The organism is Lentibacillus sp. Marseille-P4043 (assembly GCF_900258515.1).
Taxonomy (GTDB): Bacteria; Bacillota; Bacilli; order Bacillales; family Amphibacillaceae; genus Lentibacillus_C.
Genome location: NZ_LT984884.1, coordinates 1,842,454 through 1,855,519 on the forward strand (window position 1 = coordinate 1,842,454; position 13,066 = coordinate 1,855,519).

Annotated in this window: 11 protein-coding genes; 6 read left to right on the plus strand and 5 right to left on the minus strand. The window is 39.1% G+C overall.

The genetic code is table 11. The annotated features are described in order from the left end of the window. Positions 1–135: 135 nt before the first annotated feature. On the minus strand, positions 136–591 hold the full coding sequence (locus tag C8270_RS09000; RefSeq protein ID WP_106496509.1) for a CoxG family protein: 456 nt from the start codon (positions 589–591) through the stop codon (positions 136–138). Between the two features lie 111 nt (positions 592–702). Next, positions 703–1,125 carry a hypothetical protein gene (locus C8270_RS09005; protein WP_106496510.1) on the minus strand — a complete coding sequence of 141 codons (423 nt, stop codon included), beginning with the start codon at positions 1,123–1,125 and terminating at the stop codon, positions 703–705. A gap of 199 nt (positions 1,126–1,324) precedes the next feature. Between C8270_RS09005 and C8270_RS09010 the strand changes: the two genes are divergently transcribed. Continuing rightward, positions 1,325–2,290: a bile acid:sodium symporter family protein gene (locus C8270_RS09010; RefSeq protein WP_106496511.1), complete on the plus strand. Its 966-nt coding sequence runs from the start codon at positions 1,325–1,327 to the stop codon at positions 2,288–2,290. Between the two features lie 63 nt (positions 2,291–2,353). Beyond that, the gene (ilvD, locus tag C8270_RS09015) at positions 2,354–4,036 is read left to right on the plus strand and encodes a dihydroxy-acid dehydratase (protein ID WP_106496512.1); all 1,683 of its coding nucleotides are present in this window, start codon (positions 2,354–2,356) and stop codon (positions 4,034–4,036) included. 1,073 nt (positions 4,037–5,109) lie between these two features. Here the strand turns inward: ilvD and C8270_RS20675 are convergent. The 3 genes from C8270_RS20675 to C8270_RS09025 form a co-directional block, all read right to left on the minus strand. Next, entirely contained in the window at positions 5,110–5,232 is a 123-nt protein-coding gene (locus C8270_RS20675) for a hypothetical protein (RefSeq protein ID WP_267894841.1), read from the minus strand. Positions 5,233–5,459: 227 nt separating this feature from the next. After that, positions 5,460–6,554 carry a branched-chain amino acid aminotransferase gene (locus tag C8270_RS09020; RefSeq protein WP_106496513.1) on the minus strand — a complete coding sequence of 365 codons (1,095 nt, stop codon included), beginning with the start codon at positions 6,552–6,554 and terminating at the stop codon, positions 5,460–5,462. A gap of 237 nt (positions 6,555–6,791) precedes the next feature. Then, complete coding sequence (locus tag C8270_RS09025; protein WP_106496514.1) at positions 6,792–7,568, minus strand: 2-keto-4-pentenoate hydratase; 777 nt, start codon at positions 7,566–7,568, stop codon at positions 6,792–6,794. A 199-nt stretch (positions 7,569–7,767) separates the two neighbouring features. Between C8270_RS09025 and C8270_RS09030 the strand changes: the two genes are divergently transcribed. The 4 genes from C8270_RS09030 (at position 7,768) to C8270_RS09045 (ending at position 13,005) form a co-directional block, all read left to right on the plus strand. Continuing rightward, positions 7,768–8,757: a sugar-binding protein gene (locus C8270_RS09030; protein WP_106496515.1), complete on the plus strand. Its 990-nt coding sequence runs from the start codon at positions 7,768–7,770 to the stop codon at positions 8,755–8,757. After that, positions 8,754–10,166, plus strand: a complete 1,413-nt coding sequence (locus C8270_RS09035; RefSeq protein ID WP_106496516.1) for a sensor histidine kinase — start codon at positions 8,754–8,756, stop codon at positions 10,164–10,166. Before C8270_RS09030 ends, C8270_RS09035 begins: the two co-directional genes overlap by 4 nt. Positions 10,167–10,183: 17 nt before the next feature. Next, on the plus strand, positions 10,184–11,611 hold the full coding sequence (locus C8270_RS09040) for a response regulator (RefSeq protein WP_158701677.1): 1,428 nt from the start codon (positions 10,184–10,186) through the stop codon (positions 11,609–11,611). Positions 11,612–11,700: 89 nt separating this feature from the next. Next, positions 11,701–13,005, plus strand: coding sequence for an ABC transporter substrate-binding protein (locus C8270_RS09045; RefSeq protein WP_442785795.1), 1,305 nt, complete (start codon positions 11,701–11,703; stop codon positions 13,003–13,005). Positions 13,006–13,066: the final 61 nt, after the last annotated feature.

Consider the following 13,066-nt stretch of genomic DNA (forward strand, 5'->3'; position numbering starts at 1 on the left):
GACGATCATCTTGATTTATTTTTCACCACCGTCAAATGCTAGCACGCGTCCCTAAATGCCGCGGCGCAATCCTTCTAGTTGATCAAAAATAAAACACGCATCCTTATGTCAAAAGGACCCGTGTTTTAAAAGTGATTAAACCGTAACAGCACCTTGCCTGATTACGTTAGTAGCTATTGCTTCAGTCAACTCTCTTGTCGTTTTGGGAACCAGTGATTTTAAGACAGAATTGATTACTGGACCTTTCATGCCTTTTGCGGTAACACCAAGATAGCTCGTTACTTCGGTTTTGTTTCCAGCTAATGTTTTTGCCACAAAATAGCCATTTCCTTTTACATTTTCATTTAGTCCGGTCAAATTAAAGGTAACCCTTGTTGGCTCTTGCCATTTGGTAATGTCAATTTGCAGATGGACTGTCTTTTGAATAATCCCAATTTCCCCTTTGAATTTCCATGTTGATTTTCTCTCGTGTAATATCTCGTGTTCCATATATCCTGGTACTAAAGGTGCCCATTTATTCATATCACTAACGAAAGACCAGACATGTTCAATGGGAATATCTAATTCTAATTGATGTTCTCCGCTCGGCATGGTGATATCCTCCTTATCGATGGGATTGCCCTTTCTGTTTTATAACGCTTTGTGTCTGCCTGTTGATTATATGTTGTCACAGTCTGGTTTAGACCAGTATTTTTAGTTCAATTACTCTTCATCTAATGAATCATAAAACTGTTTAATAAACGTATTCTCGATTATTCCATTTTCCACTTTGAAAACCTTTTGACTAATCATGACCCCTTTTTGATAGGGAACAATAAAATCCACTTTATCCTCCTCATAAAGATAAATGATGCTAGCTTTCATTGGCATGCTCGAGGATTCCGCATCTTGCATTCGTTTGTAGTGTACCTGATCCAAATAATTGATCAGCGTTTCGATTTTTGTTTTGTCTGTTGTATGATGATAATCGCTTTCTGAAGGGACTTTTAACACTATTTTCGTTATTTTAGTAGGATTGACTTGTAATGTATCCACAATATTCTTTCCACTAAAATCATGAGTTGATATGAGAAGAGTTGCTACTGTAAGGAACAAAGCAATAATGATAAAGCAGAATTTCTTCATGACAATCCTCTCCTTATATATCTATCTACTATTATTTTAGCATTATTTTAAAAGAAATGATGTGACGTGGGTCAACATAAGAGGGATATGGTGAACTTTTGCAATCGATTTCATGAAAAAAATCGAATCTAAATAGCACAATTCTATTGAAATATTTAGAAAAAATATTATAATAGAAAGAATTAAAGGAGGGGGAAAGTTGAAAACACTAGAGAAGGTCAGTAGCTTTGCAGGGAACACATTTGCAGTATGGGTCATTCTTTTTGCTATTTTAAGTTTCTTTTTACCAGGTGGATTTACGTGGATTGCGCCACACATAGCACTACTTCTTGGGATTATTATGTTCGGGATGGGGCTGACGCTTTCTTTAAGTGATTTTAAAGCCGTTTTTCAAGCTCCCAAAAGTGTGCTTATCGCCGTACTTGCTCAATTCATCATTATGCCACTTCTAGCGTATGGGCTTGCTACTATTTTTCAACTTCCAGCCGAGGTAGCGGTGGGGGTTATCTTAGTAGGCTGTTGTCCTGGAGGTACCGCCTCTAATGTGATGACTTTTTTAGCAAAAGGCAATACCGCACTGTCTGTTTCAGTAACAGCAGTATCAACACTGCTTGCGCCGATTCTTACACCAGCATTAACATTACTTTTGGCTAGTAAATGGCTGCCTGTATCTGCGGGAAGCATGTTCCTATCAATTGTAAAAATTGTACTCGTTCCAATAGTTCTTGGGATTGTGATTCGCTTGTTGTTCCGCAAACAAGTAGAAAAAAGTGTTGCCGTACTACCGCTCGTTTCTGTCATTGGTATTGTTGCAGTAGCGTCTGCAGTTGTCGCGGTAAATACGGAAAATATTGTTAAAGAAGGTCTATTAATCTTTGCTGTTGTCGTTTTACATAATTGCTTGGGACTTGCACTTGGTTTTGTATTAGGGAAACTATTAAAACTGGATTTACGTGATCAAAAGGCAGTTTCAATTGAAGTAGGAATGCAGAATTCGGGGCTTGGATCGACATTAGCGCTTGCCCATTTCTCACCGATCGCTGCTGTACCAAGTGCTATTTTCAGTGTGTGGCATAACATTTCCGGTCCGGTACTTGCAACATGGTGGGGGAAAAGTGATGAGCCTATTGACCCGCCAAAAGATAAAAGAGGAAAAACAGCTTAGGCAGTGGAGGCTACGAAACGAGTAGTCTGCCGTTCATAAAATGTAGGGGAGGATGAATATAGAATGAAAAAAGATTTACGTATTAATAGTAAGGTATTTAGTGAAGGAGCAATGAAAGCACCAAACCGGGCGATGCTTCGTGCTGTCGGAGTTTCGGATGAAGATTTTAAGAAGCCAATGATCGGGGTAGCAAGCACGTGGAGTGAGGTGACACCGTGTAATATTCATTTAGATGATTTAGCAATCAATGCCAAAGAGGGGGCGAAAAGCGCAGGTGGTGTCCCATTAATTTTTAATACGATCACCGTTTCAGATGGGATTTCGATGGGCACACAGGGAATGCGGTATTCGCTGCCTAGTCGTGATGTGATTGCCGACTCAATTGAAACCGTGGTAGGCGCAGAGAATTTGGACGGGTTGGTTGCGATTGGTGCCTGTGATAAAAATATTCCAGGTTGTATGATTGCGATCGCAAATTCCGATGTTCCTGCTGTATTTGTTTATGGCGGAACCATTGCACCTGGAAATCATAACGGGAAAGATATTGATATCGTATCCGTGTTTGAAGGGGTAGGCCAACACAATAATGGGGATATCAATGATAATGAATTAAGAGGAATCGAATGCCACGCGTGTCCTGGTGCCGGTGCTTGTGGTGGGATGTATACTGCGAATACGATGGCGTCAGCTGTAGAGGCTATGGGAATGAGTTTGCCTGGCAGCTCTTCAAACCCTGCTGAATCAAAAGAAAAAGTGAAAGACTGTGCCGCTGCCGGTGAAGCTGTTTACCATTTACTTGAAAAAGGAATTTATCCAAAAGATATCATGACGAAAGAAGCGTTTGAAAATGCAATAACTGTTGTTATGGCATTAGGAGGATCAACGAATGCTATTTTACACTTGCTGGCAATTGCCCATGCGATGGAAGTAGATTTATCAATCGATGATTTTAACCGAATGCAAGAAAAAGTGCCACATTTGGCTGATTTAAAACCGAGTGGTAAATATGTTATGCAGGATTTACATCGTGTTGGTGGTGTACAGGCTGTCATGAAACTCCTTTATGAAGCAGGTTACCTTCACGGGGATTGTTTAACTGTAACAGGAAAAACCGTTGCCGAAAATCTGGCTGAGGCGCCATCTCTAGAGGAAGGGCAGAAAGTCATCATGCCTTTTGATAATCCGAAACGTGAAGACGGCCCGTTAATTGTTCTAAAAGGGAATCTCTCGCCAACTGGTGCTGTTGCCAAAGTTTCCGGTGTAAAAGTAAAACGTCATACAGGCCCTGCTCGTGTTTTTAATACGGAAAAGGAAGCGACTGCTGCGGTCATGAATAACGAAATTAAGGATGGCGATGTGATTATCATCCGCTACGTTGGTCCAAAAGGCGGGCCGGGAATGCCAGAGATGTTGTCGATTTCCAGTATCATTGTTGGCAAAGGGATGGATGAAAAAGTTGCCTTATTAACTGACGGTAGATTTTCTGGCGGAACTCATGGCTTAGTCGTCGGACATATTTCACCGGAAGCGCAGGATGGTGGTCCAATCGCGTTTGTAAAAGAAGGAGACCTAGTAACGATTGATTCCGAGCAAAAAGAAATCTCCATGGACGTTTCCGAAGAAGTGTTGAAAAGCCGCCGTAATGATTGGGTGGCTCCACCGTTATATAAAAAGGGTATTTTAGGGAAATATGCACATAATGTATCCTGTTCATCAAAAGGAGCTGTGACTGATTATTTGAAGTAAAACTTTTATTTTCTAGCGGCGTGCTGGTTGGATGGGATCAAAAGACGTTTGGTTTTACGTAATACCAAACGTCTTTTCATACGTGCATAAAATATTTTTGGTTTATCCGCTGCTATTTTTTGGATATTTATATTGGAATAAATTTAGAGCTTGTGAAATGCATAAAAGTAAGCCATTGTTCCTTTTTAGCTCTGCGGGGGTCTCACCTAGGCCTTTCCTCTCGCTGGAGTCTACGTATATATGGGCTGCTAATAAATGCGATCATTACTTAAAAAATAAGTGAGTGCAACCCGTGTATTTCCTGAACGGCGATTTATCTTCTCAATTTATGTCCGCATTCTACGCATTCTATAGATATTGTCAAAAAATACAACCTCTTAGCCTAGTGTTAAGACAATGGAGGGAATGGTAATATGAACCGTTATCAAAAAATATCATTATTAGTTTTATTTGGAATTCCACTTTTCTGTTTAATTGTTACATTTTAACCGGAAGATGGGCGTTCTTTTTGTGGAGTTTAATGCCAAGTTTTCTTGCGGGAAGTATAGGATATTTTAATGCTAAAAAAATGGCGCAGGAGGCTGAAGCTCTGGGGATATATTCTCCAATTCGGGTTGATGTTTTCGTTTTGGGGCTGATGTTCTCGGATTCGGGTTGATGTTTTCGTTCTGGGGCTGATGTTTCTGCTATCGGGTCGATGTTTCGCGATTCGGGCTGATGTTTCTGCTCTCGGGATCGATGTTCTCGCTCTCGGGTTGATGTTTCCTGTTCTCCGGTCGATGTGCTCGCGTTCGGGCTGATGTTTCCTCTCTCCGGTCGATGTTTCGCGATTCGGGCTGATGTTTCTGCTCTCGGGGTCGATGTTCTCGCTCTCGGGTTGATGTTTCCTGTTCTCCGGTCGATGTTTCGCGATTCGGGCTGACGTTTCTGCTCTCGGGGTCGATGTTCTCGCTCTCGGGTTGATGTTTCCTGTTCTCCGGTCGATGTTTCGCGATTCGGGCTGATGTTTCTGCTCTCGGGGTCGATGTTCTCGCTCTCGGGTTGATGTTTCCTGTTCTCCGGTCGATGTTTCGCTATTCGGGTTGATGTTTTCGCTCTGGAGCTGATGTTCCCGAATTCGGGTTGATGTTTTCGCTCTGGAGCTGATGTTCCCGAATTCGGGTTGATGTTTTCGTTCTGGGGATGATATTCTCCAATTCGGGCTGATGTTTTCGCCCTGGGGCTGATATTCTCGAATTCGGTTTGATGTTTCCGCTCTGGGGCTGATGTTCTCGAATTTATGTTTCTTCTTAACGTTAATGGTTTATATCACTACAAAGTTATAGCTATCGTCTTACAATTGATCGAATGTGGAAATTTAACACCATACAAAATAACGCTCAGATTCAATTCTGAGCGTTGTAAAGACGGTTCCACCTAAAACTTATTTAACAAGATGTTCTACTTTATCCACTTTGACAATCCAATCAAATGGATCTTTTTCTTTTCCGTATTGAATACCAGTCAATGTGTCATATAACCTTCTTGCTATTTCACCAGTTTTACCGTTATTAATAATGTAATCTTCCTCTTGCCAGGTTAATTGTCCGATTGGCGAAATAACAGCTGCTGTTCCTGCGCCAAATGCCTCTTCTAAAATTCCTGCTTTGTTTGCTTGATAGAGCTCTTCCATGGAAATTCGTCGTTCAACAACAGGAACGTTCCAGTGCTTTAACAATTGAATGACCGAGTTTCGTGTTACGCCCTCTAAAATACTTCCATTTAGTGCTGGAGTTACTACTTCTCCGTTGATTTTAAAGAACACATTCATGCTGCCGACCTCTTCAATATATTTTTTCTCGACACCATCTAACCAAAGTACCTGGGCAAATCCTTTATCAGCGACCATTTCTTGTGCCTTTAGACTGGACGCATAGTTCCCGCCAGTTTTTGCTTCCCCTGTGCCACCTAAGACTGCTCTTACATACTGATTTTCCACGGCGATTTTCACCGGATTAATCCCTTCTTTGTAGTAAGCACCGACTGGGGATAAAATAACAATAAATTGATAATGGCTGGATGGTGCTACCCCAAGATAAGGTTCAGTCGAAATGATAAACGGCCGAATATAAAGGGAGGTACCTTCTGCACTTGGAATCCAATCTTTTTCCAGTGCGATAAGCTGTTTAATCGCGTGAAGCGCAAATTCTTCATCAACTGGCGGAATGCATAAACGATTGTTGGAACGATTTAATCGCTGCATATTTTTCTCCGGACGGAATAATTGTGCTTCGCCATCTGGTGTAAGGTATGCTTTCAACCCTTCAAAAACTGACTGACCATAATGGAATACCATTGCAGAAGGATCCAAAGCAAGAGGCTGATAGGGAATAATCCGCGCATCATGCCATCCTTCCTCATTCGAATAATCCATGATAAACATATGGTCGGTGAAAATCTTACCAAATTCCAATTGATCTGAACTTGGCTTTTCCTTCTTTGTAGAGCATAGGTTCATTTGAATTGACTGTTCTTCCATGGCACTATCTCCTTGTTGTTAAATTTATTCGCCTTGCTTTCATGAAAATCAATAAATGATTAAATACTATTTTATTACTAATAGGAATAGAAATACAACCCTTTATAGTGAAAAGATTTTTACTTTTCTGTTTAGGGACATGGGGACAGGTTAAGTGTCCCACTTTGTACCCTGCGCCACCCGTGAATTTTTGCCTGGGACAAGAAACCTGTCCCCATGTCCCGCATGAATTATCCTTCAAACTACTTGAAGACTAACTTCGCCAATACTTTCAAAGTTTGCGTCGTATTTTCCTTTTTGCAATGTTTTCGGGAGTATAAATGTACCAGATGATATGATCATTCCTTTTTCAATATGGCGTCCGCTTTTGGCAAGTTCATCGATTAGCCATTTTATCGCATGGACCGGATTGCCCAGAACTTCAGATGATGGCCCTTCAACTATCGGTTCACCATCTAACTGCAATACAGCTTTTATGTTTCCAAGCTGTTCATACGTTATTCCTTGTGTCGCTTCCCCTACAACTACTTTTCCTGCCACAGCACTATCCGCAATAACCTGTCCCAGACTGAGCTTCGGAAACCAGTCGATAAAGCGTGAATCAGGAATCTCCAGTCCTGGTGCAATACTCATTTTTTGTAGAATTGTATCTTGATCATCATCTTTTGATAGATCTTCATTCGCAATAAACATTAATTCAATCTCTAATAATGGTTCCTGCATAGAGGCCAATTCAATTGTTCCATTAGAAAGACTTGTCTTTGTTAAAGCACCATAAAGAGGTGTCGTGGAATGAAATAATTGCTGTGTTTCCTCACTTGTCAAACTGATTTTGTACCCGATTAATTTGTCCTGATTGAGAATAGCCTTTTTGTCGGTAAGCTGTTGTTGGATCTCATAAGCGTCTGTCTTTTCAATATCTTCTTGAATCCGATCTTTAGGAATGGGTTGCTTGCGGTCATAAGCATCATATAACGTGTCTACTAGTTTTGTTTGTTGTGTACTATTTGTCATTGGTGAGCACCCCTTTGTATATGTATTGTACCTATATTAGCAGATAATTCACCCTTTTGTCAGTTTTGATTTAACTATTTTTATAGAAGGGGCAGGAGAATAGCTGTTGTTACTGTTGCCTTATCTTAATGGTTCTTCTATTTTATAGAATTGTTTTATGATAATATAAATGTAAGAATATTTAGAGTAGGTGGAATATATGAAGCCCCAGTCTACATTATTATTTTATACACTTAGCGGTGTGCTTTTTATTATCAGCTTTGTTGGTATGTTGATCTATGGATATAAAACATTCTATATTGAAACGGAAAACGTACAATCCACGGATTACGCGTATCATTTTGCCTTGATTGCAGAGGAATCTAATAATGACTATTGGCGATTAATTGAAGAAGGTGCAATGAGAGCAGCAAATGAAAACGACATATATATTGAGTATGTTGCCCCGGAAAAAGCAGATAACGATAGCATGCTAAGGCTGCTCGATCGGATGATTTCAGCAAAAGTAGATGGGATTATTATACAGGGTGTGGAAGGTGATCGCTTTGTTAATTTAGTACATAAAGGAATTGAACGGGGGATATCGATTATCACAACGGATACTGATGTGAAAAGTAGTGAGCGAAAAGTATATGTGGGGACAAATAATTTCTATGCAGGTGAGCTTGCTGGAAAGGCAATTTTAGAAAATACTACTGGCGAACAATATGTTGGGATTGTCACCGGTCGTTATGACGCGATAAATCAACAAGAACGAATTGCTGGGTTTAAAAAGAAGGTGAAAGAATCTGGTCGTATTCATATTGTAGAGGTGAAAGAATCTAATATTACCGAAATTGGTGCTTCGCAAGCGGCTTATTCATTGCTAAAGCAACATCCGAATATAACTGTCTTATTTGGAACTAGTGCTCTTGATGGTATTGGTATGGTTGATGGTCTGGACGAGATAGCCCCAAATAATGATATTTATATTATTTCCTTCGATGTTTTACCAGAGACATTAGATTTAATAACACAAGATAAAATTGATGCGACGATCGCACAATATCCAGAAGAAATGGGGTATCGTTCTGTAAATGTCCTAATTGAACTACAGCAGAAAGATCTTTTGGAAAAACAGCAATATACTGAAACGGAAATCATTGAAAAAGAGGATTTACTGAGGCGCAAAAATGGTGATGGAAAATGAGGACGATTAGAGGAAAACTATTAGTCTATTTTTTTGTGTTTGTCTTTTTATTCCAGGTAACTGCTATTTCTATTTTTGTGAGCTCGAATGAGTTAACGAATACATATCATGATAGCTTTCAACGATTTTTATTATTGAATTCCATATCCCAAATTTCGGAAGAGCTATTTACAGAGACACGGACCTTTGTAATGGAAGCAGAACCTGAAAAAGTACAAAGGTATTATGATACAAAAAAACGATTGCAAAATGAAAAAGAAAAGATAGCTTCATCCTTTTATGATATTGATCGAATGGAAATGGAGAACTATGTTAATTTAATCGAGACATTTATCCATGAGAGTGAATTGACAGTTGGGTTTGTTCTTAGGGATGATATTGAACAATACACGTACCATTTAGAAGAGACGCGAAATGCATCAGGTTATATTCAAGGAGCAACACTGGAGTTAATTGATCTCGAGCTGACCGCTTATCAGTCATTTTATCAAGATTTACAAGTACGAAATGATTCCTTTTTTTATTTTATTATTTTCTTATTTGTTACAACAATTATATTAGCTATATTCTTTGCGTTTTGGTTTTCCAATGGCATTACACGGCCATTAAATACATTATCGCGTGCTGCAACAGAAGTATCAGAAGGTAATTTAGTTGGGGAGCCGATCAACATTCGCTCCAATGATGAACTGGAATTCCTAGGTGACACCTTTAATAGTATGCGATCGAATATTCATGAACTTATAGAAGAAATCAAGGATCAATCTGAGTTGGACCGTTTGCTAAAAGATATGGAATTAAAGCATTTGCAAAGTCAGATCAACCCGCATTTTTTATTCAATACGCTGAACACACTATCTAAAATGGCTTATTTAGAAGATGCAAAATCAACATCTTCGTTAATTGACTCCGTTGCAACGTTGCTACGGTATAATTTAGGAGAAATTGATAGTAGTGTAACGCTTGCAGATGAAGTAAAAGGAGTGCAGGACTACTTTCATATCCAAAAGACCCGGTTCTCAGAAAGGATTCAATTCAATATGAATATTGATGAAACTTGCTTATCTATTCAGGTGCCTCGTTTAACATTACAACCGTTAGTAGAGAACGCTTTTATACATGGGATTGAGGAAAAGGAAGAAGGAGGAACAATTAATCTGGCCATTTTTCAACATGAATGCCAGGTAGTGGTCGAAATTAGCGATGATGGTGTTGGAATGAATCAAAGCAAAGTCGAACAACTAATGACGTTGGCGAAACAACAAGATGTACATGTTGGTCACCTGACAGGAATAGGCTTAACAAATGTCATCCGCCGTTTGCAATTGTTTTATCAGAAATCACATGTGGTTGACATTCAATCCGAACCAGATAAAGGCACAGCCATTTCTTTGTTACTACCTAAATGATAAAGGAGGATAAGCTAATGCGCGTATTGATTGCCGAAGATGAACTGCTGGAACGAAAAGCAATGAAAAAGTTCATAGAGGATAATTTTAATGATATCAAAGTAGTTGGCGAAGCTCCTAACGGTAGAAAGGCGATTGAACTAGCGAAAACGTTACAGCCTGATATTATTTTTATGGATATTAAAATGCCGGGAATTAATGGATTGGAGGCGATTGAAACGATCATACAGATCAACCCTGTGATCAAATTTATTCTTGTATCGGCGTACGATTCATTTGAATACGCAAAGCAAGCAATGACATTTGGTATTAAAGAATATATTTTAAAACCAGGAAAAAAGGAGGAAATTATTAAAGCAATCCGTCGTGTACAAAAGGAAATTGTAATGGAAAGGCAGCAAGTTGAGGAAAAGACACAATCTAATCAGGTGCTTAAGGAACATTTGATTACTAAATTGATGCAATACCCAATTGAAACCGATGCGATAAACATCCATAGAAAATTTTTCTCGACGATGACATGCGGCTATTTTCTTGTGGTACAAGCTAAAGGAAACTTTCTTCAAAATGAGTTAAATCACATTCTGGAAAAACTTATTGAAACTCCATTCATTGCTCATCATCATGAAAATCTGTACGCTATTTGTATTTTCTTACGCAGAAGACCAGATAAGGCAGAAATATTGCGTACTGCCAGAGGAATACACCTTAAGCTAGGACAGGGAAGTTTTGTTGGGGCGGGCCATTCGTATAGTTCGATCGATCAATTTCCAAAATCGTATCAAGAGGCATTTATAGCTTGTTATCAGCTAGAAAAAGAGAATGCTAGACATTATGGGTTTTTTAATAGAGAAACATATACAGATAATCGGGAATCTTTGACAAGGTTAATTGAAAAAGTTGAACAGGGTAATGACCAAGATGCAGTTCGGTTATATAAGGAATATCAAGACTTTCTCTTGCAGCATAATTTAGATGAATTATATCTTCATATGAAACGGATTATGCTTGAGCGAGGAATAGCATTTCCTGAGAGACCACGATCGGAAATAATGACAACAAAGGATTGGGAGAGGTTTATTACGGTATGTTGTATGCATATACAGGATTACTACCAATCAAAACAATATATAGAAAAGGCGAAAAAGTATATTCAACAACATTTTCAAGGTTCGATTACATTGGAAGAAACAGCTGCACATGTAAATTTGAGTCCTAATTATTTTTCAAACATGTTTAAACATGAGTTCGGTACAACTTTTATAGAATATGTAACAAAAGTACGATTACATAAAGCGAAAGAGTTGCTAGAGGAAAATAATTACTCACTTAAAGAAATAAGTTACATGGTTGGATATAAAGACCCCAATTATTTCAGCAGGGTATTTAAAAAGCACTTTTCCGAGTCTCCGAAACGCTTTCAACAAGGGATCTTAAAAAAGTGAAGAGAATAGTAAAAATGTGCAGAAATTCTTTTCCCATTTCAGGTCAATGTTTTTTATAATTTGTGTAAGCGTTATCAAATAAGGGGGAATTGGTAGTGAAGAAATCTTATGGGTTTTTATTACTTTTTGCATTAGCATTCGTTCTAGCTGCATGTAGTTCGGATTCATCAGGAAAATCCGATGGTGATTCGGATAAAGGTAGCGGCGATAGTGAAAGTGCGGGCGGGGAAGTGGAAATCTTTAGTTGGTGGACTGGTGCCGGTGAGGAAGACGGCCTACTTGCTTTAATCGACTTATTTGAGGAAAAACATCCAGACATAAAAATTGAAAATGCTGCTGTAGCGGGAGGGGCAGGGACAAACGCGAAGGCAGTGCTTGCGACAAGAATGCAAGGGAATGATCCACCGTCAACATTCCAAGTCCATGGCGGTGCCGAATTGAATGAAGGTTGGGTCGCTGCCGATAAAATGGAGCCATTGGATGATTTTTATAAAGAAAATGACTTGATGGATAAATTTCCGGAAGAACTAATTGATCTAGTTAGCAAGGACGGTAAAATTTATTCTGTTCCAGTTGATATTCATCGCGGAAATGTGATCTTTTACAATATGAGCGTATTTGAAGAAAATGGTGTTGATGTACCAACAACATTTGATGAGTTTTTTGATGCAGCAGATAAATTGCAAGATGCAGGTGTAACACCATTAGCTTTAGGTGATAAAGAAGGCTGGCCTGCCACACAGGTTTTTGAAAATATATTGTTAGGTGTGTTAGGACCTGATGATTACCAAAAACTTTTTGAAGGTGAAATTGGTTTTGACGATAAGCGAATTGAGGAAGCTGTAGAAAAGTTTGATAAAATACTTGATTACGTAAATGAAGATCATGCATCACGAAACTGGCAAGATTCAGCACAGTTAGTTGCCAATGGGGAAGCTGCAATGATCAACATGGGTGACTGGGCAAAAGGGTACTTTAACAATGATTTGGATTTGGAAACGAATAAAGACTTTGGCTATTTTGCATTCCCTAATACTGATGGTCAATTTTCCATTATTACGGATACGTTTGGATTGCCAAAGGGTGTTGAAAATACGGAGGAAGTCAAGGAATTCCTAAAGGTTCTGGGTTCTGTAGAGGGTCAAGATGCATTTAACCCACTGAAAGGTTCTATTCCAGCACGGGTTGACGCTGATAAGTCCAATTATGATGAATATGGTCAAGATGCAATGAAAGATTTTAATAATGCTAGATTAGTTCCAAGTCTTGCACATGGATCTGCGGCGTCTGAAGGGTTTTTAACAAAGGCCAATCAAGCAGTAAATATTTTTGTTACTCAGCGGGATGCAGATAACTTTATTCAAGCTTTACAAAACGCAGCACCAGAAATGTAAAAGAAGTAGTGAGGCTGCCTCCATCAAGGTAGCCTCCTGTTTTTTAGTAACTCAATCCTCG

Bases quoted from the DNA above. Each gene is read 5' to 3' on its own strand.
- C8270_RS09005 (WP_106496510.1), bottom strand. From the start codon at position 1,125: ATGAAGAAATTCTGCTTTATCATTATTGCTTTGTTCCTTACAGTAGCA.
- ilvD (WP_106496512.1), top strand. From the start codon at position 2,354: ATGAAAAAAGATTTACGTATTAATAGTAAGGTATTTAGTGAAGGAGCA.
- C8270_RS09000 (WP_106496509.1), bottom strand. From the start codon at position 591: ATGCCGAGCGGAGAACATCAATTAGAATTAGATATTCCCATTGAACAT.
- C8270_RS09025 (WP_106496514.1), bottom strand. From the start codon at position 7,568: ATGACAAATAGTACACAACAAACAAAACTAGTAGACACGTTATATGAT.
- C8270_RS09020 (WP_106496513.1), bottom strand. From the start codon at position 6,554: ATGGAAGAACAGTCAATTCAAATGAACCTATGCTCTACAAAGAAGGAA.
- C8270_RS09040 (WP_158701677.1), top strand. From the start codon at position 10,184: ATGCGCGTATTGATTGCCGAAGATGAACTGCTGGAACGAAAAGCAATG.
- C8270_RS09030 (WP_106496515.1), top strand. From the start codon at position 7,768: ATGAAGCCCCAGTCTACATTATTATTTTATACACTTAGCGGTGTGCTT.
- C8270_RS09035 (WP_106496516.1), top strand. From the start codon at position 8,754: ATGAGGACGATTAGAGGAAAACTATTAGTCTATTTTTTTGTGTTTGTC.